The sequence below is a fragment of the Pseudothioclava nitratireducens genome, assembly GCF_029210495.1.
GTDB classification, from domain to species: Bacteria; Pseudomonadota; Alphaproteobacteria; order Rhodobacterales; family Rhodobacteraceae; genus Pseudothioclava; species Pseudothioclava nitratireducens.
In genome coordinates this window covers 38146-63540 of sequence record NZ_JARGDK010000011.1, presented here as the reverse complement: position 1 = coordinate 63540, position 25395 = coordinate 38146, and the positions used below count along the sequence as shown (strand labels likewise).

At 64.1% G+C, this 25395-nt stretch carries 24 protein-coding genes and 1 tRNA gene; 13 read left to right on the top strand and 12 right to left on the bottom strand.

All coding sequences use genetic code 11. The annotated features are described in order from the left end of the window. Position 1 precedes the first annotated feature (1 nt). Both P0X85_RS12590 and P0X85_RS12585 read right to left on the bottom strand, forming a co-directional pair. Entirely contained in the window at positions 2-880 is an 879-nt protein-coding gene (locus P0X85_RS12590) for a MurR/RpiR family transcriptional regulator (RefSeq protein WP_275813838.1), read from the bottom strand. Between the two features lie 591 nt (positions 881-1471). Beyond that, a tRNA-Ser gene (locus P0X85_RS12585) sits at positions 1472-1561 on the bottom strand. Between the two features lie 164 nt (positions 1562-1725). On the opposite strand from P0X85_RS12585, the gene P0X85_RS12580 reads away from it, so the two are divergent. Further along, complete coding sequence (locus P0X85_RS12580) at positions 1726-2829, top strand: AI-2E family transporter (RefSeq protein ID WP_275813835.1); 1104 nt, start codon at positions 1726-1728, stop codon at positions 2827-2829. A gap of 7 nt (positions 2830-2836) precedes the next feature. Here P0X85_RS12580 and P0X85_RS12575 read toward each other — a convergent pair whose 3' ends face one another. The 7 genes from P0X85_RS12575 to P0X85_RS12545 all read right to left on the bottom strand — a co-directional run bounded on the left by P0X85_RS12575 (position 2837) and on the right by P0X85_RS12545 (position 10917). After that, on the bottom strand, positions 2837-3304 hold the full coding sequence (locus P0X85_RS12575; RefSeq protein ID WP_275813832.1) for a beta/alpha barrel domain-containing protein: 468 nt from the start codon (positions 3302-3304) through the stop codon (positions 2837-2839). Between the two features lie 84 nt (positions 3305-3388). Beyond that, complete coding sequence (locus P0X85_RS12570; RefSeq protein WP_275813829.1) at positions 3389-4114, bottom strand: alanyl-tRNA editing protein; 726 nt, start codon at positions 4112-4114, stop codon at positions 3389-3391. After that, positions 4114-6627, bottom strand: a complete 2514-nt coding sequence (locus P0X85_RS12565) for a DUF3772 domain-containing protein (protein ID WP_275813826.1) — start codon at positions 6625-6627, stop codon at positions 4114-4116. Before P0X85_RS12565 ends, P0X85_RS12570 begins: the two co-directional genes overlap by 1 nt. Further along, positions 6624-7655, bottom strand: a complete 1032-nt coding sequence (locus P0X85_RS12560; RefSeq protein WP_275813823.1) for a cysteine synthase A — start codon at positions 7653-7655, stop codon at positions 6624-6626. Before P0X85_RS12560 ends, P0X85_RS12565 begins: the two co-directional genes overlap by 4 nt. Positions 7656-7738: 83 nt before the next feature. Beyond that, positions 7739-8881 (bottom strand): NUDIX domain-containing protein, encoded by a 1143-nt coding sequence (locus tag P0X85_RS12555; protein ID WP_275813820.1) that lies wholly within the window; start codon positions 8879-8881, stop codon positions 7739-7741. A gap of 48 nt (positions 8882-8929) precedes the next feature. Further along, positions 8930-9412: a TrgA family protein gene (locus P0X85_RS12550; RefSeq protein ID WP_275813817.1), complete on the bottom strand. Its 483-nt coding sequence runs from the start codon at positions 9410-9412 to the stop codon at positions 8930-8932. 83 nt (positions 9413-9495) lie between these two features. Next, entirely contained in the window at positions 9496-10917 is a 1422-nt protein-coding gene (locus P0X85_RS12545; RefSeq protein WP_420851839.1) for a cryptochrome/photolyase family protein, read from the bottom strand. A gap of 186 nt (positions 10918-11103) precedes the next feature. On the opposite strand from P0X85_RS12545, the gene P0X85_RS12540 reads away from it, so the two are divergent. After that, the gene (locus tag P0X85_RS12540; protein ID WP_275813814.1) at positions 11104-12153 is read left to right on the top strand and encodes an ABC transporter substrate-binding protein; all 1050 of its coding nucleotides are present in this window, start codon (positions 11104-11106) and stop codon (positions 12151-12153) included. 70 nt (positions 12154-12223) lie between these two features. Here P0X85_RS12540 and P0X85_RS12535 read toward each other — a convergent pair whose 3' ends face one another. From P0X85_RS12535 to P0X85_RS12525, 3 genes are all read right to left on the bottom strand, one after another. Beyond that, positions 12224-13201, bottom strand: a complete 978-nt coding sequence (locus P0X85_RS12535; RefSeq protein WP_275813811.1) for a GAF domain-containing protein — start codon at positions 13199-13201, stop codon at positions 12224-12226. Between the two features lie 96 nt (positions 13202-13297). Further along, on the bottom strand, positions 13298-14059 hold the full coding sequence (locus tag P0X85_RS12530; protein WP_275813808.1) for an RlmE family RNA methyltransferase: 762 nt from the start codon (positions 14057-14059) through the stop codon (positions 13298-13300). Beyond that, a complete protein-coding gene (locus P0X85_RS12525) occupies positions 14059-15180 on the bottom strand; it encodes a Ppx/GppA phosphatase family protein (RefSeq protein ID WP_275813805.1) in 1122 nt (373 codons plus the stop codon). Before P0X85_RS12525 ends, P0X85_RS12530 begins: the two co-directional genes overlap by 1 nt. A 287-nt stretch (positions 15181-15467) precedes the next feature. Between P0X85_RS12525 and P0X85_RS12520 the strand changes: the two genes are divergently transcribed. The 11 genes from P0X85_RS12520 to P0X85_RS12470 all read left to right on the top strand — a co-directional run bounded on the left by P0X85_RS12520 (position 15468) and on the right by P0X85_RS12470 (position 25394). After that, positions 15468-15788: a virulence factor gene (locus P0X85_RS12520; RefSeq protein ID WP_275813802.1), complete on the top strand. Its 321-nt coding sequence runs from the start codon at positions 15468-15470 to the stop codon at positions 15786-15788. Between the two features lies 1 nt (position 15789). After that, on the top strand, positions 15790-16680 hold the full coding sequence (locus P0X85_RS12515; RefSeq protein WP_275813799.1) for a methylenetetrahydrofolate reductase: 891 nt from the start codon (positions 15790-15792) through the stop codon (positions 16678-16680). 2 nt (positions 16681-16682) lie between these two features. Then, entirely contained in the window at positions 16683-17657 is a 975-nt protein-coding gene (locus tag P0X85_RS12510) for a methyltetrahydrofolate cobalamin methyltransferase (RefSeq protein ID WP_275813797.1), read from the top strand. 494 nt (positions 17658-18151) lie between these two features. Beyond that, on the top strand, positions 18152-19627 hold the full coding sequence (locus P0X85_RS12505; RefSeq protein ID WP_275813794.1) for a DUF2927 domain-containing protein: 1476 nt from the start codon (positions 18152-18154) through the stop codon (positions 19625-19627). Between the two features lie 49 nt (positions 19628-19676). Then, complete coding sequence (locus P0X85_RS12500; RefSeq protein ID WP_275813792.1) at positions 19677-19850, top strand: hypothetical protein; 174 nt, start codon at positions 19677-19679, stop codon at positions 19848-19850. Positions 19851-19853: 3 nt separating this feature from the next. Beyond that, the gene (locus tag P0X85_RS12495; RefSeq protein ID WP_275813790.1) at positions 19854-21035 is read left to right on the top strand and encodes a vWA domain-containing protein; all 1182 of its coding nucleotides are present in this window, start codon (positions 19854-19856) and stop codon (positions 21033-21035) included. Continuing rightward, positions 21032-21379, top strand: coding sequence for a hypothetical protein (locus tag P0X85_RS12490; protein WP_275813788.1), 348 nt, complete (start codon positions 21032-21034; stop codon positions 21377-21379). The genes P0X85_RS12495 and P0X85_RS12490 overlap by 4 nt, the downstream gene beginning before the upstream one ends. Continuing rightward, positions 21376-21969 carry a DedA family protein gene (locus P0X85_RS12485; protein WP_275813786.1) on the top strand — a complete coding sequence of 198 codons (594 nt, stop codon included), beginning with the start codon at positions 21376-21378 and terminating at the stop codon, positions 21967-21969. Before P0X85_RS12490 ends, P0X85_RS12485 begins: the two co-directional genes overlap by 4 nt. A gap of 31 nt (positions 21970-22000) precedes the next feature. Continuing rightward, positions 22001-22693, top strand: a complete 693-nt coding sequence (locus tag P0X85_RS12480; protein WP_275813783.1) for a M48 family metallopeptidase — start codon at positions 22001-22003, stop codon at positions 22691-22693. 56 nt (positions 22694-22749) lie between these two features. Continuing rightward, a complete protein-coding gene (locus tag P0X85_RS12475; RefSeq protein ID WP_275813779.1) occupies positions 22750-24009 on the top strand; it encodes a hypothetical protein in 1260 nt (419 codons plus the stop codon). Further along, entirely contained in the window at positions 24006-25394 is a 1389-nt protein-coding gene (locus tag P0X85_RS12470) for a cytochrome P450 (RefSeq protein WP_275813775.1), read from the top strand. The genes P0X85_RS12475 and P0X85_RS12470 overlap by 4 nt, the downstream gene beginning before the upstream one ends. The last annotated feature ends 1 nt before the right edge of the window (position 25395 follow it).

The window sequence follows — 25395 nt, the reverse complement described above, 5'->3', positions numbered from 1 at the left end:
TTTATTTCGCAACTTGTGTCAGTGGATCGCCGACATGACCCGTCACGCGACCGTAGAGCCGCGCGATCTTTTCAAGTCGTAGATCCACCTCGGGGCCAAGCTCTTTAAAGACGCCGTTGATCATCAGGTTCGACAAGCTGGCCATGAGTGCCGTCGAATCCCAGAACTGGTTAAATTGGGTCGGCACCGCAAAAACCTCGTCTGCGGCGGCAAATCCCCAGTCACAATATACGTCCGTCACAAGAGTGACCGGAATTCCCGCAGCTTGTGCCTCTTGGGCCAGAACCTTTGCCAGACGCGAGTAGCGCCGCGCCTCGAACATCACGAGGCATGCATCCCCATCCGAGACCAGAGCCTCGACAAAGTTACCGCCCGAAAGATCAAGAAGTGTTACCCGGTCGCGGATATATTGAAGTTGGTTTGCAAAATATTGCGCGATACCGCGTTCAGTCTGAAACCCAGCAACAAAGACGCGATGTATGTTGGCAAGCCGTTCTACGACTTGTTGCCATTCGGCAGATCTGGCAATCTCGTAGACGCTAACAACACCGGCTATCTCCAACTCCATTCCTCGGGTCAAACCGGTGTCATCTCCAGCAGCGCTGTCTTGCAACTCGCGCAAGCGGTCGCTCATAAGCCAAGGATTATGCGCGATATCATTCTGCAGGTGGCTCTTGAGATCCTTGAAGCTGGCGTAACCAAGTGTTCTGCAAAATCGGCCAACCGTCGCTTCGCTCACCTTGACCTTGGTTGCGACACTTGAGGCGGTCTCGAACGGTAAATCGTTCAATGCGCCCTTCATGAAATTGGCGATTTTCTTATCCGACTTCGACCCATTGAGGAGCGCGTTTTCTAGGCGTTTTTCCAGCGAGTCAGTCACGAGCAAAACTTTCTGAAGCTAAGGACGATCACCAAATTGCAAGAAATATTTCATTCAATCAAGTATTAAATATAACTTGCAATAAACGCGCTCGTGGTCAGTGCTACCAGACGAATTCGAGCTTGTGTCCGTCCACGCACTTGCGCCGCTCCTTGAGAGCCGCAGCTTGGCTCAGATAGGTTCACACCGCGGTTCGGACCCCAAATGAAAGATCTGGCCACTGCTTCATATACTGCTGCCTGAGAAACTTGCCCAGCCGAGGCTGAAGAATGGCACAGGAGGCCGTGCGCAGCCTTGCAGCTGTTGCAACCATCAAGAATAGTCTGTTTTTCGTCGCCAGCGCCTCTCGAACATCACACTCACTCCCGAACAGTTCGGATTCACAAAATCCTCAAGTCACTGATAACGAATGAACTTTTGAATCCGAACTTTCAGAAGACCAGTTCGGTCGGAAAGAGACGTGAGGCGTTCAGAGACCGATTTTGGTGAATTTGCCAGTCTCCGAAGTTCGCATTGGACAGCTAAACCCCTTTGGAATAAAAAGAAAAAAGGCCCCGTGAGGGACCCATTTTCAGTTTCGCAACTGTAAGCTGGCGGACGGGAAGGGATTCGAACCCTCGAGACGGTTCCCCGCCTACACACTTTCCAGGCGTGCGCCTTCGACCACTCGGCCACCCGTCCGTCGGCGGGTCTAGCCGAAAGCGCCTACCGGATGCAAGGGGCAGATCGCGCAAAAACTCTTGGTTCTCCACTCTCCCCGCCCGCTGCTTGTAAAGCGGCGCGCGCGGTCTTAGGCTGAGGGGCGCGCGCCCCGAGATAAGCCGGGCCCCAAGGACAGAATGGCGATGAAAGACACAGCCGAGCACGGCACCCCCCCGCCCCTTCATGAGGAGCGGCGGCGCGAACCGCGCCAGTTGACGAACGTGCTTCTGGGCATCATCGCCTTCGCGCTCATTCTGTTCCTGCTGGTGCAGGCGCGGTTCATCCTGATTTCACTGGCCATTGCGATCATCCTGTTTTCGCTCACCTCCGAGGCAATCAACGCGATTGCGCGGCTGCATGTGGGCCCGGTGCGGATTCCGCCGTGGCTTGCCTCGGTCGCCGCGCTGATCCTGATCGCGTCGGGGCTGATGACGCTTTCGGCGGTGCTGCTGACACAGGCCAATGAGGTGGTGACGATGGTTCTCGCCTACGCGGGCCCTGCGCAGCGCGCCATTGCCGAGCTGTTCGGCTGGATGGGCGCGGATGTCGAGGCGGCGGTGCTGGAATCGATGCAGAGCATCGAGGTGGCCGGCTACTTGTCCACGCTGGCGGGTCAGGCCTCGAACCTGCTCTCGGCCACAGTGCTGATCACACTCTTCGTGGGCTTCCTCTTTGCCGAGCGGATCTGGTTCCACGCCAAGCTTGTGAGCCTCATGGGCGACGAACAAAGCGCCACGCGGGTGGCGGCTATGGGCAGCTCGATCATGCGCCGGGTCAACCACTATCTGCTGGTGAAGGCGATGGTCTCGGTGGTCACGGGCGCCGCGGTCTATGGCGTCTTCAAGGTGGCGGGCTTTGGCCTCGCGATGCCGGTCGCGGTGCTGACCTTCGCGCTCAATTTCATTCCCTCGATCGGCTCGATCATTTCGACGGTGCTCGCCGCGCTGGCGGTCTATGTGCTCACGCAGGATGCCCCCTCGGCCTTGGGAACCTTCCTTGTGATCGGGATGATCCAGTTCGTGATCGGCAATGTGATCGACCCGATGCTAATGGGCCGCGCGCTGCGGCTCTCGAGCTTCGGGATCATCATCTCGCTGGCCTTCTGGGGCGCGGTCTGGGGCCTGCCGGGGATGTTCCTCGCGGTGCCGATCATGGTGGCGCTGATGATCGTCTGCGCGACCTCTCCGACGCTGCGCCCGCTGGCCGTCATGCTCTCGCGCGAAGGGCTGCCCGAGCAGGACAACTAAGCCGGCTTCAGCCAGCCCGCCCTTTCAAGTAGCCGCGCAGCAGAGGCTCCGAGGCTTCATTGCCCCAGCCGAGGATCGACACGAAATTGCGCCCACGATGGGCGCCCGACACGATGTGGTGTCCCGACATCTTGGCGCGTTGCTCCCCAAGATTCACGGAGAACCCAAGCCCGTTGGCACAGGAGAAGGTGCTCATCCCCGTCTTGTCGTAGGCGCCCTCGCAAGCCCCCCAGTTGGGCCCGGTCAGCGCATAGCGCGCCGTGCCATTGGCATGCCCCAAGAGCGTGCCGGTCAGCACTTCCTCGCCGACGCGCTCGACCTGAACGATCATCACCGCCGGGAACTCGATCTCGAAGACGCTCCGCCCCTTGGTCAGCCATTTCCCGTCATTGGCCTCTGCGGCGATCATGACGGGCACTTCACAGCCTGAAAGACCCAAAGCCGCGCAGGCCGCCAGCATCGACTGTTTGAACATGGTCCCTCCAAGCGTTTGGTCGAGCATGGACCGCCAGCGTCAGAGCGGTCAACCTTTGAACCAAGGGACGGGACTTACCGGGCGTCAGGCCAGATGCAGGCTCACACGGCGATTGCGCTTGCCCTTTTTCTCCAGTTTGCCGATCCGCACCGGGCCAATTTCCGCAGTCGAGGCGACATGCGTACCGCCGCAGGGTTGCAGATCGACCTGCGCCGCACCCTCCCCGATCCGGATGAGCCGAACCCAGCCCTGCCCCGTCGGCGGCGCGACGGACATCGTTTTGACCAGCCCCGGATTGGCGGCAAGCTCTTCATCCGAAATCCACTCTTCGCGCACCTGCAGATCGGCGGCGATCATTGCGTTCAGCCGGGCGTCAATCGCGGAGATATCCTCGGGGGGTTCTGGCATGTCGAAATCGAGCCGCCCCTTCTCGGTGCCAATCGCGCCACCTGAAACCGGCAGGGGGATCACAACGGACAAAAGATGCAAGGCGGTGTGCACGCGCATATGGCGATGGCGGCGCTCCCAGTCGAGGCTCTGCGTCACCTGTGTTCCCACCGGCGGCAGCGGCGCGGGCTCGGCGGGCACGAGGATCACCGGCGCAGGGGCATTCTCGGGAGCCTTGATCGCGGTTGCGACCTCCAGCGCGCCGCCCGCCCAGACCAGCGTCCCTGCGTCGCCCGGCTGACCGCCACCGGTCGGATAGAAGATGCTATCGGCGCAGAGCACGCCGCCCTCTGGCGTATGACCGACAACCTCGGTCACCAGTTCGCGGGCATAGGGCTGAAGGCGATACATCTGCCCCTGCATCAGCGGTCGTCCCCCTCCTCGGCCCCGTCGTTATCGGAGAGCTGCGGGCTATCCTCGGCATCGCGGTGGGCAGGCTTCTCATAGCCCTCGCCCGGCATGGGCGTTCCGAGATCCCCGGCCCCCGCCGTCGCCTGCGCCGCCCCAAAGGAGCGCGGCGGCGGTGCGATGGTCTCGGGATTGCGCAGCCAGATGTCGCGCTGCGCGAAGGGAATTTCGACGCCTTCCGCAGTAAAGCGCTCGGCAATCTGGTGGTTCATCTCCGAGAGCACGCGCATCTTGAAATTCACGTCCGACAGCATCGCCCGGATCTCGAAATTGAGGCTATCCGCGCCAAAGCCCACGAACAGGCATTGCGGCTCGGGCTGCATCATCACAAGCGGGTGGCTTTCGGCGATCTCAAGCAGCGTCTTGGCAATCTTGCGCGTGTCAGAGCCATAGGCCACGCCCACCGGCACGATCAGCCGCCCCGTCTTGTTGCCGCGCGTCCAGTTGGTCACCTGCCCCGACACGAGGTCCGCGTTGGGCACGATCACATCGGTGCGGTCGAAGGTTTCAATGATGGTCGAGCGCACCGAGATCGCCTTGACGATGCCCTGCTGGGTGCCGACCTCGATCCAGTCGCCCTCCGAGATCGGGCGCTCGATCAGCAGGATGATCCCCGAGACGAAGTTCGACACGATATTCTGAAGGCCGAAACCGATCCCGACCGACAGCGCACCGGCAACGATGGCGAGCGAGCTGAGGTCAATGCCTGCCGTCGAGATCGCGATCAGCGCGGCGACGAAGATGCCGACATAGCCCGTGCCCGAAACGATCGCGTTCTGGCCGCCCTTGTCGATCCGGGTCTTGGGCAGGATCGAGGATTTCAGCGCGCTCTGCAAAAGCCGGGTCGCCATGTAGCCGATCACGAAGACAATCGCGAGGGTCAGGAACACGCCGGGCGAAATCCGCACGCCACCGACCGATATACCGGTGCGGAAGGCGGTCCAAAGCTCCATCAGGTCCTCGACCCGCACGCCCCAGATCAGCGCCAGAACCGGCAGCGCGAGCAACACCAGAACGAACCCCGCCAGCACCGGGATCAGCCCCTCGCGCGGGTGTTCTTCATGGCGCGCGACAAGCTCATAGGCTTCGGCAACGAACCCCTGAAGCACCGCCAGAACGGCCACCACGGCCAGCGTCAGCACGGCGGGCCAGATCAGCGCATTTGCCGCGCTGACATAGCCGATCACCCCAAGCGTCGGTGCCACGACCGAGATCACGATCAGCGCATTTCCCAGCCAGCGGAGCAGCCGGTAACGAAACGCGGCATCGTCATCTGTTGCGCGGCGCAGCCCCTCCTGCCGGCGCAGAAGCTGCCCCATGCGGAACAGGATCAGCGCCGCAAAAACCTGAAGCGGCACCGAAAGCACAGAGATGGCCGCATCCGCGCGCACTGCAACCTCGGCGGCTTTTTCCGGGGCGACATCGCCCGAGCCCCCCAGATAGTCCTGCGCGCGGGGCGCGATCCAATCGCTCAGAAGCGCATTCAAACCTAGGGCCAGCCCAAGCATCAGCGCATGGAACCGCCCTTCGGCGCGGCCTGCCTCGGCAATATTCAAGGCGCTGACCATGCCCGAACGGGTCGGGAAAATGCGGCCACCAAGCCACCACCCCATCAGGATCACGAAAAGCACCCAAGGCAGCAGATTGAAAAACCCGAGTATGATCGGGCCAAAGAAGGCTGTCCGTGCGAGGGCCAGCGTCAGCAGAACGGCGCCCAGAACCGGCAACAGGACCTGTCCGAAAGACACCACGCCAGAGATCAGCTCGCGCCCGCGCATCGAGGTCTTGTCGAGCAGCCACTCGGTCAGCCGCCCCATCCAGCGCCCGCCCCGCAGCAGCAGCACGGCGGCGACCAGCACAAGACCCGCAATCAGCGGCGCGTTGTTGCGCAGCGTGTCCCAGTTGATCGGCCGGGTGAATCGCCACACCGTCTCGTCGTAGATCCACGCCCCCATCCAGCGGAACAGCGACACCGCCGCGGGCCAGTTGACAGGGTTTGCCGCCGAGGGCGACAGCCGCAACAGCTTGTCGGCCTGTCGTTCACGGATCAGCCGGTCGATATTGCGGATGATCCCGTCGGCCCGGCTTGCGGCCTCGGTCGCAGCAAGGCTTGGCGCTTGCAGCTTCGCCAGCGTGCTGTTCAGCTCGCTGCGCCGCGCCGCGATGGTCGCGTCCTCGCTCTCCCCTTCGGCAGGGGCCGGGCCAAGCGCCTCGATCTGGGCTTTTAATGTGCCGATCTGATCGCTGCCCGCGCTCTGCGCGCCGATGAACTGATTGCGCCAGCGCACGATATCGGCCCGCATCTCGGACAGGCGCTGGTCCGAAATCTCGGCTCCGGACACCGCGTCCTGAACATCGGAGGCCACCCGCTCCCATGCCGCGTAATCGGGCGCGGTGCTTTCCTGCGCCGCCACCGGCATCGCACAGAGCAGCGCGAGGGCCAGAACCCGCAGGATATGCAAGATCATCCCTCGAAGACCTCCGGCAGGCTACGCCCGGCCATGTCCAGCCAGGACGGAACCGGCAGGCCCTTGGCATGGAGGAATTCGGGGTTGAACAGCTTGGACTGGTAGCGCGTGCCGTAGTCGCACAGAATGGTGACGATGGTGTGGCCCGGCCCCATCTCGCGCGCCATGCGGATCGCGCCGGCAACGTTGACGCCCGACGAGCCGCCCACGCAAAGCCCCTCATCGGCCAGCAGATCGAACACAACCGGCAGCGCCTCGGCATCGGGGATGTTGTAGCTCATGTCCGGGGTGAAGCCTTCAAGGTTGGCGGTGATCCGCCCCTGCCCGATCCCCTCGGTAATCGAGCTGCCCTCGGCCCTGAGTTCTCCGGCGGTGTAGAAGCTGTGCAGCGCCGCGCCATCCGGATCGGCCAGACCGATCTTCACGCCCTTGGATTGCAGCGCCATGCCGACGCCCGCCAGCGTCCCGCCCGAACCCACCGCGCAGATGAACCCATCCACCTTGCCCCCGGTCTGTTCCCAGATTTCCGGGCCGGTGGTCTCGATATGGGCCTGCCGGTTGGCGACATTGTCGAACTGGTTGGCCCAGATCGCCCCGTTCGGCTCGGTCCGTGCAAGTTCTTCGGCCAGCCTCCCCGAATAACGCACATAGTTGTTGGGGTTCTTGTAGGGCGCCGCTGGCACCTGCACGAGTTCCGCCCCGGCCAGCCGCAGCATGTCCTTCTTTTCCTGACTCTGCGTCTCGGGAATGACGATCACGGTGCGGAACCCCATCGAGGCCCCCACCAGCGCAAGCCCGATCCCGGTATTGCCCGCCGTGCCCTCGACGATCGTCCCGCCCGGCTTCAACAGCCCGCGCGCGACCGCATCCTTGATGATATAAAGCGCCGCGCGATCCTTCACGGATTGCCCCGGATTCATGAACTCGGCCTTGCCCAGAATGGAGCAGCCGGTCATCTCCGAGGCTTTCTTGAGCTTGATCAGGGGGGTGTTGCCGATCGCCCCGGCCAGGTCGTTACAAATCCGCATCTCAGTCCCTCCCTCGGCCCGATATGTTCAGGCCAGCATTCGCGCAAGTGTCTGTCCAGACTTAGGGCGCGCGCGCGCGGGCCTCAAGCCCTTTCGACCCCGGCCTGCGCGCGAAGCCGGTCACGCTGACGTGCGAGCCAGAGCGCAATCACCAGCAACGGCCCGTTTTCCGCCTCGCCAGTCTCGACCAATTCCATCAGCCGGTCGAAGGAAACCAGATGGCGGCGGATATCCTCATGCTCATCGGCCAGACCGCCCCCGCCCTCGGGCAAATCAGGAAGCTCCGCCAAGCCAATGTAACAATAAAGATATTCCGATTTCGCCGCGGGCGTCGGATAGAAATGTGGCGTCGGGATCAGATCGCCCAGCGTGATGCCCGCTTCCTCGACAGCCTCGCGGCGCGCCGCCTCCTCGGGGGTTTCCAGCGGATCGACCCGCCCCGCGACGGGTTCAAGAAGCCACGGGTTGCGATCGCCGCGCGCCATCGGCCCGATGCGGAACTGTTCGATCAAAAGCACCCGGTCACGGACAGGATCATAGGGCAGAACGCAGGCCGCATCGCCCGAAACAAAGGCCGCGCGGTCGAGTGTCTCGCTCTGGCCGCCATCGAATCTGCGATGCCGAAGCTGATAATCTTCCACCGCGAAGAAATGCGCATAGCCGGGCGCGACATGGTCGATCTCGACATCGCGCGGCTGCGCCGCCCGCCGCAGCGTGGCGGGGCTTTGGCTGGCCCGTGCGCGCAACCGCGAGGCTGCCCGCACCAGGATCATCGGAAAGCGCCCAAGCCCCTGCGTCGCCGGGATGTGATCAAGCCCGGACATGAACTCGGCCGCAGCCTCGGTCACGATGGCGCCCCACCGGGATTGCCAGTCGTCAAACACCCAAGCTGCGCCGGGCGCGAACTGGTCGAGCGGCGCGCGATAGGTCAATGCTTCTTGCGGCTCTGCGCCGATTTCGACGGCAATCGGCGCGGCCTGATAGCCCGCCTCGTAATAATCGAGCCTGCGGCGGTCCTCGGCGCTCAGGGTGACGACGATGCCCTCAGCGCTCGCCCCCCGCGCCTCGGCCAGAACCGGGAAAACATAGCTGCGGTTTGCGCGCGTGGCATGGAAGGCCGAAAAGCCCGCCGCGCGGGCCGAACGGGCCTCAACCGGATGTCCCAGAACCGCTTCGAGCAGCGGCACATGACGCAAGGTTCCGTAGAAAAAGTAATTGCAGGTCAAGTCTTTGCACGGCCTTCTTCATTCAAGTCGGCGCGTGCGAACCGCCCGTCAGCGCCAGCGCGCACGCCCCCATTCGGCGAAGATACCCGAAAGCACGCCGCCGACAAGCAGGGTCCCGATCACGGGCGGCTGGAACGAGGCGATCCCGAACTCGATCCCCTTGGCCACCACGTCGAGTACCGCTTCGGTCACGCTGTCATATTGCAGGCGCAGCGACAGGCGCAGCATCTGCGCCGCCCCCAGATAGATCAGTGCCCAGATCGCAACATAGAGCGCGCCGCGCAGACCCACCATCATCGCGTTCCGGTAGCCCTGACCGACCTGCGGACCGATCACGCGCCAGCCGACCAGCAATCCGAACGAGGCCGCGACCAGAGGCAGCACCCCCGCCCCCTTTAGAACGATCGGAAGGTAAGGCATCACCGTTGACCCGGCAAAGAAGCCGGTGAAGGCCAGCCCTATGCCCCCAAAAAGCCTCGAAATCGTTGGCAGGTGCGCAGAACTGCTGCCGCGCAAGACTACTCGTTGCATGAACTCGCCTCTGTGATCGGTCTCCCGTTTCGAGCGACGTTAACGCGCGAATATGGCAGAATTTGGGAATGACTTCCGCAGGGTTACCCGTCCGCAGCCTTGCGCGCCTCATATGCGTCGAGCGCCCGTGCCCGTCCCTGCGCCAGATCGACGACGGGCTTTGGATAGGCCTGCGAAGGGGCGAGACGCCAGCTGCGCGGGACCGCCTCGAAATAGGCGCGGGCAGTGTCGGGCGCGTGACGATTTCCCTCTGCAATAAAGCGTTTGCGATAGGTTCCGTCGGTGTCGAACTTCTCCGCCTGTCCGGCCGGATTGAAGATGCGGAAGTAAGGCGCGGCGTCCGGACCGGAGCCCGCGACCCATTGCCAGCCCATCGCATTCGAGGCCGGGTCCCAGTCGATCAGACAGTCCGCGAACCACGCAAGACCCACCCGCCAATCCGTCAGCAAATGTTTCGTCAGATAAGACGCTGCAATCATTCTGGCGCGATTGTGCATGGTGCCGGTCACATACATCTCGCGCATGGCGGCATCGACGAAGGGCTCGCCGGTCAGGCCCCGCCGCCATGCCTCGGCCTGATCGTTGTCGCCCCGCCAGCCGAAGGCGTCCCACTCCTCGCGCCAGTTCGCGCGGTCCATTTCGGGGAAGTGGTAAAGCAGGTGCCAGGCGAATTCGCGCCAGACCAGTTCCTTGAGGAAATGCTCTGCCCCTCGTGCGCCGTCCTGCATCTGCCGCCAGCCCGCATGCCAGATCACACGCGGTGAGATCTCGCCATAGGTCAGGTTCTCGGACAGGCCCGAACAGGCATCCACCGCCGGGAAATCGCGCTCCTCCTTATAGGCGCCGATCTTGTGCTGCACGAAGGCACCAAGGCGACCAAGCGCCACTTCTTCGCCCACATGCACATGTCGCGCGACGATCTCAGCCCCGCGCCGCATGGCCGCGCCCATCGCCCAATCCTCCAGCGCCTCACTCGCGGGCCAGTCCGAGGGCGCAGGGATCGCGTCGGGACGTTTCAGAGGGGCATCGACGCCACGATCTTTGACCGCGCGCCAATAGGGCGAATAAACCCGGTAGGGTCCGCCCGTCCCGGTCTCGACCTCCCACGGCTCGAATAACAGGTGGCCCGGATAGCTTTGCGCCTCCAGACCGCGCTCCTTCAAGGACGCCTTGATCTCGCTGTCGCGCGCCCTTGCGGCGCGGTCGTAGTAGCGGGTCCAGTAGACGGCCTCGGCCCCGGTTTCGGCAATCAGCGCCTCAAGCACGTCGCGCGCGCGACCGCGCCGCAGGATCAGACGACTGCCCTGCCCTTCCAGTGCCTTGGCGAAACGCGCCAGCCCAAGCCCCAACCGCCATTTCGGCGCCGCCCCCATCGCCTCGACCGTCTCGTCATGGATGAATACCGGAATCACCGGCCGCCCACTGTCGCAGGCCGCCACAAGCGCGGGATGATCATGCAGCCGCAAGTCGCGCCGGAACCACAAAATGATCGGAGCCGTCCCCATCGTCATTTCCTTCATGTTTCGTCTCGTCGCCCAGTTAGGCCCCGCGTGCCGCACGTCCAGCACAAGACGCGCGCGCGACGGGGATCAAATCCCGGCCAGCCGTGGCAAAAGCTCTTGCGGGGGCAAAAGCTCCGCTCTAGCGTCGAGAGCAGAACTCATCTCACCAACAGGGATATCTTTCGAAAAATGAAAAAACTCACCTCTCTGATGGCGGGCACCGCCGCCCTCGCCCTTGCGATTCCGGCGCAGGCCGCCGACCCGGACCTGCTGGTCTTCGACTGGGCGGGCTTCGAAGAGCCGGGCCTGTTCGCCACCTATACCGAGAAACATGGCGACAGCCCCTCCTACACCTTCTACGGCGATGATGACGAGGCCTATCAAAAACTCGCCTCGGGCTTCAAGGCGGACACCGCGCATCCCTGCTCGCAGATGGTTTCGAAATACCGCGATGCCGGGCTGATCGAGCCGTGGGATGTCTCGCGCATTCCCGAGTTCGCCAATATCGACCCGAAATACCTCAACTCGCCGATCTTCAAGGACGATCAGGGCGTGTGGTATATTCCGACCGACTGGGGCGCGACCGCGGTTGCCTACAACCCCGAAGAAGTTCCGGCTGAGGATGTCGCCTCGCTCAACGTCTTTACCAACCCCAAATATCAGGGCCGCACCTCGTTGCCCGACAGCTCGGACGACGTCTGGGCGCTGGCCTATCTTGCGACCGGCGTGACCGACTGGACCAATGTCACCGAGGAACAGTTCGCCGCCGCCGCCGCCTGGCTGCGCGAGGCGCATCAGAACGTGCAAAGCTATTGGGCCGACCCCTCGGAGCAGGCGCAAACCATGGCGTCGGGCGAAGTTCTGGTGTCGTGGTCGTGGAACGATGGCGTGACCTATCTGCGCGAAGATGATTACCCTGTCGCCTTCCAGCGCGAAGCGACCGAAGGCTCGTCCTCGTTCTTCTGCGGCTTCGTCAACATGAAGGACGGCCCCGGCTCGGAAGATAAGCTCTATGACTTCATCAACGCATGGCTGCGCCCCGAGGCAGGCCCCGCGCTGCTTGACGCGATCGGCTACGGCCACACCAGCAAGGCGGCGATGGCGCTGATCTCGGATGAGGAGCTGGTCGATGCGGGCCTGAACGAGATCACCGCCCCGGTGCTCGCCCAGACCCCGAACGATCCGGCGCTGCGCGAGCGTCAGCTGGCCGAGTTCGAAAAGATCAAGGCCGGGTTCTGATCCCGTTCAGAAAGATCAAAGGGCGCCTCCGGGCGCCCTTTTGCATTGGGGTCCGCAGGTCGCGCCCCGATCACACTTCAAGATTGAGCGCCTTGGCCTTGCGGTAAAACGTTGCCCGCCCGATACCCAGATCACGCGCCGCCGCAGAGACATTGCCGTGATTGCGCGCGAGAGCGCGGGCCATCTCGGCGCGCTGCGCCTCTTGCAGACCACCGCGCGCCCCGGCCTCTTCGAGAAGATCATTCGCGGGCAAGCGCCCGATCTGGCCGTCTTCCAGCCCCAGATGCCGCCGCGCCGCGCGCGTGGCCCCGATCACCAGATCGTCGCGGTCGAGCGCGAGCAGCATGACACCCTGCGGCGCGCTTTCGCCCGACCCGGTCGAGAGAATCCGCGCGCCGTCATAGCAGGCGCGGAACAGGTCAGCCTCGATCCGATGCGCCGCATCCTGCACCGTCAGCGCGACGAGCCGCGCATAGCCTTCGGTCATGTCGTGGCGCGCCGAGGAGACGTCGATCACACCCGCAAGCTCTCCGCCCGCGCCAAAGATCGGCGCGCCCATGCAGGTCAGCCCGGTATTGTTCGCGCGGAAATGCTGGTCACGCCAGACCACCACGGGGCGCCCTTCGGCGACACAGGTGCCGATCCCGTTCGTGCCCTCCGCCCCTTCAGACCAGTCCGAGCCGGGCGCGAGGTTCGAGGCATGAAAATCACCCAGATCGCCCGAGCGCACCCGCTCATCGAGGATAAGCCCCTCCGCATCCGACAAAAGCACCGTGCAGCCGGTATCGCAGGCCGCCCGCGCCAGACGGTCGAGCACGGGCGTCGCAACGGCGACCAAAAGCCCCGCCGCCTCGCGTCGCTCGCGCATCTCGCCCTCGGTCAGGCGGTCGAGCCGTTCCGCGCGACCGGGGTCAATCTTGTGATGGATCAGCGAACGCCGCCAACTGGCCGCAAAGCCCGGCCGCCCGGCCGCCGAGGACGAGGCGACGACGGATTTCACGATATCGGCGTGGTTGCGCGGTTGCGCGCGGTGGTGCAGCGACGTCATGACGAAAAGCCTCCCCTCTTTCCGCAAGCGTGGAGCGAACAGGATAAGCGCTTTTGGCCCCCAGACAATCGCCGGGGTCGCAGATGCCCTACGACCTTAGTCGTAGTCCCCCGCGCTCTCGCCCGCGCCATCCTCGTGGCGCTTGCCCCTAAAGCCCTGTGCCACAACGAACTTCTCGGAACTGTCTTTGCGGCTCGCCGGCGGTTTCACATTTGCGACCTTGGTGAAGTTCTTCTTGAGAACAAGCAGCAATTCCTGCTCCGCACCGCCCGCCAGCACCTTGGCGACAAAAGTGCCGCCCTCTTCGAGCACGTCGAAGGCAAAGTAGGCGGCGTGTTCGCACAGCGTGATGATGCGCAGGTGATCGACCTGCTGGTTGCCCGAGGCCGAAGCCGCCATGTCCGACATGACCACATCGGCCTTGCCGCCCAGCCAGTCCTTCACCTTTTGGTCCGCGCCCTCTTCGAGAAAATCGAGCTGGTGAATGTCCGCGCCGGCGATTGGATCGACCTCTTGCAGATCGACGCCCAGAACGGTGCCGCGCTTCTTGCCGGATTTCTCGCCAAGCGCATTCACCCGCTTCACCGCCACCTGACACCAACCGCCCGGCGCGCAGCCCAGATCGACCACCCGCGCGCCCGGAACGAGGAAGCGATACTTGTCGTCCAGCTCCATGATCTTGTAGGCGGCGCGGCCCCGGTAGCCCTCTTTCCTGGCACGCACGACATAGGGGTCGTTGAGCTGCCGTTCGAGCCAAAGCGTCGAACTCAGCTTGCGCCCCTTCGCCGTCTTGACCCGGACGCGCAGATCGCGCTGCCCGCGCCCGGAGGTGTTCTTGCCGGTAGGTGTCTTGACCATCAGATCTGTCCCAATTCTTCGAGCACGCCATCGGCGGCCATTTGTGCATAGAGCAGCCCCTCGCGCAGGCCGCGATCGGCGACCGACATCCGGTCGGTCGGCCAGACCCGCATCAACGCCTGCAAGATTGCGGCCCCCGACATGATCAGCGTGTGCCGGTCGCGCCCGATGCGCGGATCGAGGCGGCGGCCTTCGGGCCCGAGTTGCAGGAAGGAGCGGATGACCGCGTCGATCTGCTCGGAACTCATGGTGAGCCCATCGACCCGCGTCCGGTCGTAGCGTTTCAGTCCAAGGTGGCAGGCCGCGACCGTGGTCACGGTGCCCGAGGTGCCAATCACCTGAAACCCCTCTTGCGGACTGCCCGAGGCATAGGGGGTAAAATCGGCAAGCTTCTCTTCGAAAAACCAGCTCATCAACGCGAAACGCGCGGCGTCGTCCTCGACATCCGAGAACTGATCCTTGAGCGTCGCCACCCCCAGCGGCACCGAAATCCAGTCAAGCACCCGAGCCGCCGGTTCACCCGTATCGGGCTGATTGAACCCGCCCGACAGTCGCATGATCGCGCGGGCGCGGTCTGGCGGCGGCACGGCGGAAATGTCGATCCAGACCAGCTCGGTCGAGCCGCCCCCGATATCGACGACCAAGAGTTGCTCGGTCTTCGGGCTGACCAGCGAGGCGCAAGAGATTACGGCCAGCCGGGCTTCTTCCTCGGGCGGGATAATTTCCAGCGGCAACCCGGTTTCACGACGCACGAAACGCATGAAATCGCGCGCATTGCCCGCGCGCCGACACGCCTCGGTCGCCACAAGGCGCATCCGCTTCACGCCATGCGTCTCAATCTTGCGGCGGCAGATCTGAAGGGCCTGAACGGTGCGCGCCATCGAATTGCGTGACAAACGGCCAGAGGCTTCAAGCCCGTGACCGAGTTGGACAGCCTTGGAAAAGCTGTCGATCACCTGAAACTGATTGCCCTTCGGTCGGGCGATCAGCATCCGGCAGCTGTTGGTGCCAAGATCGAGCGCAGCATAAAGCTCGCCCTTCTCGGCGTTTTTACGGGTCGCGGGGTGCTCTACCGGTTTCTTCGGGAACGCGCCCGCAGACCGGGGACGCCTGGGCGCCATAGTCACGCCCTCCGATTTCAAGTTATCCCCAAGGTAACGGTTTGACGACCCCGGTTCAAGACGCCGCGACCCGATTGACCACGTTTTGACCCCGCCGCGGCGTCAGCCCGCTGCCGCCTGAGCCGCGTTCATCTTTATCTTGCGAAAGTTTCATGGGCCGGATGGTGGTCGCGCCCCCGCAAGCCGGGTAGAAGGGCCAAGTGTCGCACGCGCACGCCCAGAGGTCGAAAACCGTCATGGCTCGGGGCGGGACGGCGCGTAAAGCTGTGCTCAGGAGAGGATTCGAGATGGCGCAAATTACCCTTGTCACATGGCGCGACATTCCGGCCCAGATCATTGCGGGCGCGGGACGGCGCGGGGTCAAGAAAGCCCTGCCCGAACGCTTCGAGCAAGCGATCGACCGCTGTGCGATGAAGGTGGGTGCGAAGGACTCGGACGCTTATCTCGCCGAGTGGCGCAAAACGCCATGGATCGAGATCGAGGGCAGCGATGCCGAGGCCGCCGAGGCCGCGCTCGAACGTATCGTCTCCGACTATGACGCGGCCCGCATTCGCGCGCTGATCGACAATGACGGCTGGGACAGCCCCCCGCCCCCTGACGGAGAGTGACATGGCGCTTTTGCAATTTCGCCGCGAGGCACAGCCCCCGAAGAATGGCGACCTGACGGCGTTTCTTGATGGGTTCTCAATGGAGGTGATGCCGCGCACCGCCTCCAAGGTCGAGGATTTCCGCGCCATCATGCCCCAAGGCACCCGCGTCTATATCGCGCATATCGAAGGCACGCCCATCGAGGAAATGCTCGAAACCGCCAAGCGCCTGCGCAATGAAGGCTTCGAGCCGATGCCGCATATCCCGGCGCGCATCATCCGTGACGCGGCTGAATTGCATGACTGGGTCGCGCGCTACAAGGGCGAGGCCGGCGTCACACAGGCCCTTTTGCTGGGCGGTGGCCCGCGCACGCCGGTCGGTGATTTCGACAATTCGATGCAGCTCATCGAAAGCGGCGCCTTCGACGGCTTCGCACGCCTCCACGTCGCCGGTCACCCCGAGGGCAACCGCGACATCGACGCCGACGGCAGTGACAAGAACGTCATGGAAGCCCTTCAGTGGAAACAGAAATTCTCGGAACGCACCGATGCCGACATGGCCATCGTGACGCAGTTCTGCTTTGAGGCGAAACCGGTCATCGAATGGGTCAACCGCCTGACCGCCGAAGGCATCGACATCCCGATCCATATCGGCATCGCGGGCCCGGCCAAGCTGCAAACGCTTTTGAAATTCGCCATTGCCTGCGGCGTCGGCCCCTCGCTCAACGTGCTGCAAAAACGCGCGCGCGACGTGACCAAGCTGCTTTTGCCCTTTACGCCTGACGAGATCCTGCACGATCTCGCCGCACACAAGGCCGCCAATCCGAGCTTCGGCATCGAAGCCGTCCACTTCTTCCCCCTCGGGGGCATCACGACCAACGCGACCTGGATCGCGGAACACACGAAAGGCTGACCATGACCCGCACCGTACTCGAGTCCAAGACCAAGACCGTCGTGATCGGCTTCGACGAGCCCTTCTGCGTGATCGGCGAGCGCATCAACCCCACGGGCCGCAAGAAATTGGCGGCAGAGTTGGAGATGGGCGATTTCTCGACCGTCGAGAAGGACGCGCTGGAGCAGGTCGCCTGCGGCGCGACGGTGCTCGATATCAACTCGGGGGCGGTGTTCTCGAACAAGATGGCCGAGGACCCGCGCTATGCCGACAACAACTTTGTCGAGCCGCCGCTGATGGCGGAACTCATCGCACGCGTTCAGGCGATCACCGATGTGCCGCTGTGCATCGACAGCTCGGTTCCTGCCGCGCTCGAAGCGGGTCTCGCTGCCGCCGAGGGCCGTCCGCTCCTGAACTCGGTCACCGGTGAAGAAGAGCGTCTGGAACTCGTGCTGCCGCTGGTCAAGAAATACAACGTGCCGGTCGTGGCGATCTCGAACGACGATACCGGCATCTCCGAGGACCCCGATGTTCGCTTCGAAGTGGCCAAGAAGATCGTGCAGCGGGCGGCCGATTTCGGCATCCCCGCGCATGACATCGTGGTGGATCCGCTGGTGATGCCGGTGGGCGCGATGGCGACCGCAGGCCGTCAGGTCTTTACGCTGGTTGCCCGCCTCCGCGAAGAGTTGGGCGTGAACACGACCTGCGGCGCGTCGAACATTTCCTTCGGTCTGCCGAACCGCCACGGCGTGAACGCCGCCTTCCTGCCGATGGCAATTGGCGCAGGCATGACCTCGGCGATCATGAACCCGGTCCGCTCGGTCGAGATGGAGGCCATCCGCGCCGCCAACCTGCTGATGGATCACGACGCGAACGGGATGGAGTGGATCAAGCTCGCCAAGGTGCTCGAAGCGGTCAAGGAAGGCGCGAGCTTCGCCGAGGCCTCTGCGGCAGCGGCCTCAGGCGGCGGGCGCGGTCGTCGTCGCGCGCGCGGCTGATCCGGCACCAAACCTATGCGCGGGCCGCCCACGGGCGGCCCGTTCCTATTGAGCCCTTGGCGCAAGCTCGATTCGGACTCTGCCCGCGCGCATCGGAGCCTTTGTTTCGCATCAGGGCTTAATCCCTGCCGAACGGGCTGATTGATCGCAGCGAAATCGTAGAAACCCGCCCCGTTTCCACGAAGCTGCGCGCGTCATCACATTTTTTTCCAGAAAACCGTCCGCGCACGATTTCCGATTCGGAAACGATGCGTCTCAGCACCCCGCCAAATCCCGGACAAAGTCGTAGATTGGGAACCAAACTGTTTCCCGTTTGAGCGAAGTGCCCTGGGACCAGCGCAATTGTGGCAACAATAAGGCGTGGCCTGGGCCGGTTGCAGGCACAATATCTGGATCGGCCACAGAAAAATCGACTTGTTTCACAAAGATTTACTGGATGAACTTCACCCACTGTGCCTAATCTGAGCGCACCAACCTGGGAAGAACGCACTGCCATGCGTGATACATGTCTGCCGCTTGTGGCGGTCTCTGCACATCGCGCAGAGACCGCCCGGCCCGCGCGTATTCCAACGCGTCCGGGCCACCGTTTTCTGACGCGCCTGTCGAGCCTTGTGCTTGTAGCCGCGCTGGCTGCCTGCGGGGCGGCACCGACCGTGGAGAGCCCCACGGCGCGCGCCTCTTCTGCGGCCATTGACCTGCCGCTTGCCGATCCCGTTCCGGGTCTTTCGGCCCCGGTGCCACGCGCGGGGCTGCCGGCGAACGCACAGCTCGCCCGCGATTTCCTTGAACTCAGCTTTTCGCTCGAATCCGGCCGCGCGCTGCCACGGTTCACCCGGTTCGAGGGGCCTGTCTCGATTACACTTTCGGGGGCTGTGCACCCGGCCGCACCGCAGGAGCTTGGCCGTCTGGTCGCACGCCTGCGCAGCGAGGCGGGTCTGCCGGTAAGCACCGCACCGGGGGCACCCAACCGCATCAATGTCGAATTCCTCCCCAAGCGCGTGATGCAGTCGCAAGTGCCGAACGCGGCCTGTTTCGTGGTGCCGGGCGTGACCGGCTGGGAAGATTACAAAGCCTCCCGCCGCTCGGCCAAATCGGACTGGGCGCAGCTTGTGCGTCGTGAATTGGCGACGGTGTTCATTCCCTCGGATGCGACCCCGCAAGAGGTGCGTGACTGCCTGCATGAGGAAATCAGCCAGGCGCTTGGACCGGTCAACGATCTCTACCGCCTGCCCGATACGATCTGGAACGACGACAATTTCCATACGGTTCTGACCCGCTACGACATGACGATCCTGCGCGCGACCTATGCGCCGGAACTGCGGTCGGGCATGTCTCAGCCCGAGGTGATGGCCGCCCTGCCCGCGGTTCTGGCGCGGATCAACCCGGCTGGCGGCCCGGTTCATGCGCTGCGTGAGGACCCAACGCCGCGCGGCTATGTCGCCGCGATCGAGCGCGCCCTCGGAGCCAGTGCAAACCCCGCCCGGCGTCAGGCCGGCGCGCGCGAGGCGCTTCAGATCGCCGCCGCACAGGGCTGGACCGACACGCGCACCGCGTTCGCGTGGTTTGCGCTTGGACGTCTGAGCCTGCAATCCGACCCCGATCAGGCGCTGCGCGCCTTCATGAATGCGGGCGCAATCTATCGTGCGACGCCGGGCGCGGGGATTCAGGCGGCGCATGTGGATATGCAACTGGCCGCTTTTGCCCTCTCGGCGGGGCGCGCGCAGGATGCGATCCAGCTTGTGAACCGCTCGCTCTCGCCCGCGATCAGCGCGGAAAACGCCGCCCTGATGGCGACGCTGCACATGATCCGCGCCGAGGCCTATGAGCAGCTTGGCAACCTCGCGCAGGCCCGTCAGGCCCGGCTCGACATCGCGCAATGGGCGCGCTATGGCTTTGGTTCCGACGCGGCGGTGCAACGGCGCGCGGCAGAAGTTGCGGCCTTGGCGGACGCCGGGGCGCGCGTGAACTGAGCGGCTGGCGGTCGATCCCGCGCGGCCGATAGGCGAGCGGGAGAAGACCATGTTCGTGATCGCAGGACTCGTGATCGGCGCCATCTGGGGTGACCGGCGCGCCAAGGCGCGGGGCGGCAACGGGTTTGACCGCGCGCAATATGCCGCCGTGCACGCCATCGCACTGGCGCTTCTGGGGCTGATCATCACGCTGATCGTGGACCGGATGAGCCGGGGGGGCTGAGCGATGTTCCTGCCCTTCTTCGAGGCGCTCAGACGCGGCGGGGTTCCGGTCTCCCTGCGCGAATATCTGAGCTTTCTCGAAGGGCTGGCCGCAGGGCTGTGCACCTACGACATCGACGGGTTCTATTACTTCGCCCGCGCCGCGATGGTGAAGGACGAGCGCCATCTTGACCGTTTCGACCGCGCCTTCGCCGAGAGTTTCTCGGGCCTCGAAGCGATCACGCCCGAGCAGGTGCTTGAGGCGGTTGATCTGCCCGAAGAGTGGCTGCGCAAGCTCTCCGAACGCCATCTGTCCGAAGAAGAGAAAGCCCAGATCGAGGCGCTTGGCGGGTTCGACAAGCTGATGGAGACGCTCAAGGAGCGGCTCAAGGAACAACAGGGCCGCCATCAGGGTGGCAATAAATGGATCGGCACCGGCGGCACCTCGCCCTTTGGTGCCTATGGCTACAACCCGGAGGGCGTGCGGATCGGTCAGGACCGCTCCCGCCATCAGCGCGCGGTCAAGGTCTGGGACAAACGCGAGTTCCGCGATTTCGACGACACGATCGAGCTTGGCACCCGCAATATCAAGGTCGCGCTGAAGCGGTTGCGGCAATGGGCGCGGCACGGCGCGCATGAAGAATTGGACCTGCCCGCGACGATCCGTGCCTCGGCCGACGCGGGCTATATTGACGTGAAAACGCGCCCCGAGCGGCATAACGCGGTCAAGGTCGTGCTGTTTCTCGATGTCGGCGGCTCGATGGATGCGCATGTGAAACTGGTCGAGGAGCTGTTCTCGGCGGCCAAGGCCGAGTTCAAGCATCTCGAGCACTACTATTTCCACAACTGTCTCTACGAGGGCGTCTGGAAATCGAACCGTCGCCGCTGGGACGAGGTCACCCCCACCTGGGAGGTGCTGAACCGTTACGGGCCCGATTACAAATGCATCTTCGTGGGCGACGCCTCGATGTCGCCCTATGAAATCACCCATGCGGGCGGCGCGAACGAGCATTGGAACCCCGAACCGGGCGCGCTTTGGCTGGCACGGGCGCGCGAACAGTGGCCGAACCATGTCTGGCTGAACCCGATACCCGAGCGGCATTGGGGCTATACGCGCTCGATCGCGATCCTTCAGGAAGAGTTCGAGAACCGGATGTATCCGCTGACACTGGCCGGGATCACCGAAGCGATGAAGGTGCTCGGATGAGCCGCCTCAGGCATCTGTGGCACAACCACCGGATCGCCCTGATCGGCTTTGTGCTGGCTTCGGCTCTGGCGCTTGTCTTCGCGCTGCGAATACTGGTTCTCACGATCTATTGGGCGAACCCCGAGCATCACCGCCAGGACCCCGAGCCGTGGATGACGGCAGGCTATATCGTGCGCAGTTGGCATGTCTCGCGCGAGGATCTGGACGCGGTTCTGGGCGTGGAACGGGTCGGGCGCGTGCGGCTGATCGACATTGCGCAGAGGACCGGCAAACCCGTCGATCAGCTGATAGAAGAATTGCGGGTGGCCCTGCCCCAGATGCCGAAGCGACCGGAGAAGCAATGACCGCTCTCTTCGACAGCCTGCTGGCACTTTTGCCGGTCTATGGCCCGTGGCTCCTGGCATTGACCACGTTTCTCAGCTGCCTCGCCGTCCCGGTGCCGTCCTCGCTGATGATGATTGCCTCGGGGGCCTTCGTCGGCTCGGGCGATCTGTCGCTGCCGGTCATGGCGGGCGCGGCCTATGCGGGCGCGCTCAGCGGCGATCAGGCGGGCTATGCGCTCGGGCGACGCGCGGGCGGCTTGGTGCCCGAGGGCAAAAGCAAACGCGCCAAGCTGATCGCGCGGGCGATTGCGGGGCTACAGGCCCGCGGGGCTTGGGCGGTGTTCCTCACACGCTGGATGTTCTCGGCCTTGGGTCCATGGATCAATCTCGCCGCCGGGGCGACCGGCTACTCTCACCGCCAGTTCACCATCGCGGGCGCGCTCGGCGAGGCCGTCTGGGTCACCACCTATATCGGACTTGGCATCGTCTTCGGCGCTAACCTCGAAGCGGCAGCCGAATTCGCCTCCAACGCGCTCGGCCTTCTCGCGGCAGGTGCGGTGGCGGCGGGCTTTGGATGGTGGCTCTGGTCGGTCAGCAAACCGGCCAATTGACCACGCCCGCCCGACGCCCCATATCCAGAGCATGATCCGGTTCCTGCCCTTCCTCTTGCTGATCCTCTACGGTGTCGCGATGTGGCACTTCTCGGCCTGGTCGCTCAAGCGCCAGCTCGACGCCAACTCGCGGCGGCTCCGCGACACCCGTCTCGACCCGATCCTCGAGCGGCTGGCCCGCGCCCTCAACGTCCCAGAAATCCCGGTCTACATCTTTCAGGTCGAGCCAGTGAACGGCCTCGCCGCCCCCGATGGGCGCGTGTTTCTGACCGAGGGGTTCATGCACAAATACCGCGCCGGAGAGGTCACCCCCGAAGAGATCGGCTCGGTTGTCGCCCATGAGCTGGGCCATGTGGCCCTCGGGCATTCGCGCCGCCGGATGATCGACTTTTCAGGCCAGAACGCGCTGCGGGTGCTGCTGATGACGATCCTCGGGCGGCTCCTGCCCTTCATCGGCATCTGGATCGCGAACATCCTGACCACGGCACTGGCCGCTCGCCTCAGCCAACGCGACGAGTTCGAGGCGGATGAGTTCGCCTCGGCCCTGCTGATCAAGGCGGGGCTCGGCACAGAGCCGCAGAAGTCGCTTTTCGCGAAACTTGACGCGCTGACAAAGAACCCGGGCGAAGGCGTGCCGGCCTGGCTTCTGACCCATCCCAAGACGCCGCGCCGGATCGCCGCGATCGAGGCGAACGAGGCCCGCTGGACCGCGCCAACCGCCTGACTGATCTTACTTTCGCCGAAGTTTGTCTCTAGGGTCACCCGCGACGAGAGGCTTCAATGACCGCAGTGCCAGCACAGCAGGTGACACGCCGCCGGGTGTTCTACATCCCCGGCTATGACCCGATTCATCCGCGCCGCTACCGCGAACTTTACCGCAGCGAGGGCGCAGCACAGGCGGCGATCTCAGGCTACGAGATTGCGCTGGCCCCGAAGCGGTCGGGCGGCCCCTATGGCTGGCACGTCACCTCGACACAAGACGGCAAAACGATTGATAGCGAGATCGAAGTGCTGGTCTGGTCCGACATCGTGCGCGACTCGATGGGGGCTTCGATCCCTGCCACCTATGGCCAGCTTGCCCGCACGGCCTGGACCTATATTGCAACGGGGGCGCTCTTCCGGCTGATGAAGCTGCGCAAAGGGCCGGTGATCGCGGCGCTCTACCCGATCGGAATGCTGCTCTTGCAATTCGCCCTCGCGCTCGGCGCGGCCGCGCTCCTTTATGCGGGCCTCGCAATGCTCAGTGCTCACCCACTCTTGCGCCTTGCCGCCCTGATCCCCGCCCTTGCCCTCATCCCCCTTATCCTGCGCTGGTTTCGCAAACGGGACGGCAAATTTTTTGCCTATTACCTGATGCATGACTACGCCTTCTCGGCGCGCTGGCGAGGGGCGAACCCGCCCGCGCTCGAGCACAGGATGGCCCGGTTCGGCGAGATCATCGCCACGGCCCTCACCGAAGACTGGGACGAGGTGCTCGTCGTCGGCCACAGCTCAGGCGCGCATCTGGCGGTCTCGATCCTCGCCGACCTGAGCCGCACGGGGCGTATCCCCCCCTCCAATCGCGCCAAATATCCCGGGGGTCCGGGGGCAGCGCCCCCGGCCTTGGCCTTCCTCTCGCTCGGTCAGGTCGTCCCGATGATAAGCTTCCTGCCCGAAGCCCACCGGCTGCGCGCAGACCTCCATCACCTCGCCGCCTGCCCCGATCTGACCTGGGTCGATGTGACCGCGCCCGGCGATGGCTGTGCCTTTGCGCTCTGCGACCCGGTGGCGGTGAGCGGCGTCGCGCCTGCGGATCAACTCTGGCCCCTCGTGATCTCGGCGGCCTTCACCCAGACGCTCAGCCCCGAGCGGTGGGCCGAGCTACGCTGGCGCTTTTTTCGGCTGCATTTCCAATATCTGTGCGCCTTCGACCGCCCCGGCGATTACGACTATTTCCGCATCACCGCCGGCCCCCTGACGCTGGCCTCGCGCTTCGCCGGGCGTGCCCCGTCAAAAAGCCGCATTGTCCGTCCGGTCAACCGCTTTACGAGTATGACATGAGCACGCTCCCGCCCAAGCCCGCGCCCCGCCCCGACAAGGTCTCGCTCCTGCGCTATTTCCGGCTGTTTCGGCAAGACATCCTCTCAGCCCAGCCCGCACGGCTCTATCGCGCCTGGATGGCAGAGTTCAAAACGCCGTTCTTCAGGTCTTTCCTGTGCAATGACCCCGCGCTGGTCGACGTGATCCTGCGCGAGCGCCCGCTCGATTTTCCAAAGTCCGACCGGGTGCGCGAGGGGCTCAAGCCGCTTCTGCGGGACAGCGTCTTCATTACAAACGGGGCCATATGGGCGCGTCAGCGTCGCATCATCGACCCCGCCTTCGAGGGCGGGCGGCTGCGGGATACATTTCCCGCAATGTGGGATGCAGGTATCGCCTGCGTGGAACGCCTGCGCGCCAAGAACACCGCAGAACCCATTGAAATCGAAATGGAAACCTCACACGCGGCGGCGGATGTGATTTTCCGCACGCTGTTCTCGATCCCCATAGAGCATGAAGTTGCGGGGGCCGTATTCGACGAATTCCGCGCCCATCAACGCTCGGCGCCGGTGGTCAATCTCGGCGCCCTCCTGCCACTGCCGCGCTGGTTCCCGCGCTTTCACGGACGCGCCACGACCCGCACCGCGCGCAAAATCCGCGCGCTGATCGCAGGGCTGACGCACCAGCGCATGGCCGAGATCGCGGCGGGCACGGCGCCGGATGATCTGGCGACCAAGATCATGACCACGCCAGACCCCGAAACGGGCGCCTGTTTCGATACCGAGGAGATGGTTGATCAGGTCGCAATTTTCTTCCTCGCGGGGCATGAAACCTCCGCCTCGGCGCTGGCATGGTCGCTGTATCTGCTGGCCACGCATCCCGACTGGCAGGACCGGATCGCCACCGAGGCTGAGGTCGAGATCGGCCCGGAAATTCCTTATTTTTCAATTATCAACAAGCTGAAGCTCAGCCGGGCCGTGTTCCGCGAGGCGATGCGACTCTACCCGCCTGTGCCGATGTTCGTGCGCGAGGCAACCTGCCCCGAAACCTTCCGTGACCGCACGGTCAACCCCGGCGATCAGGTCGTCGTAAGCCCATGGCACTTGCACCGCCACGAACGGCTCTGGGATAATCCCGATGGCTTCGACCCGGCCCGGTGGGAGACCGAGAACGGCAAAGCCTGCCTGCGCAGCGCCTATATTCCCTTCTCGGCAGGCGCGCGGGTCTGCCCCGGCGCGGGCTTTGCGATGGCAGAGGGGCCGCTGATCCTGTCGATGATCGTGCGCGCCTTCAAGATTACCGCTCTGCCGGAACGGCCGCCCGTGCCGGTCGCGCATCTGACCGTGCGCGGGAAGGATGGGATCTGGCTGCGCCTCGAGCCGCGCGAACGTGGCGAAAGCTCCGTTTGAG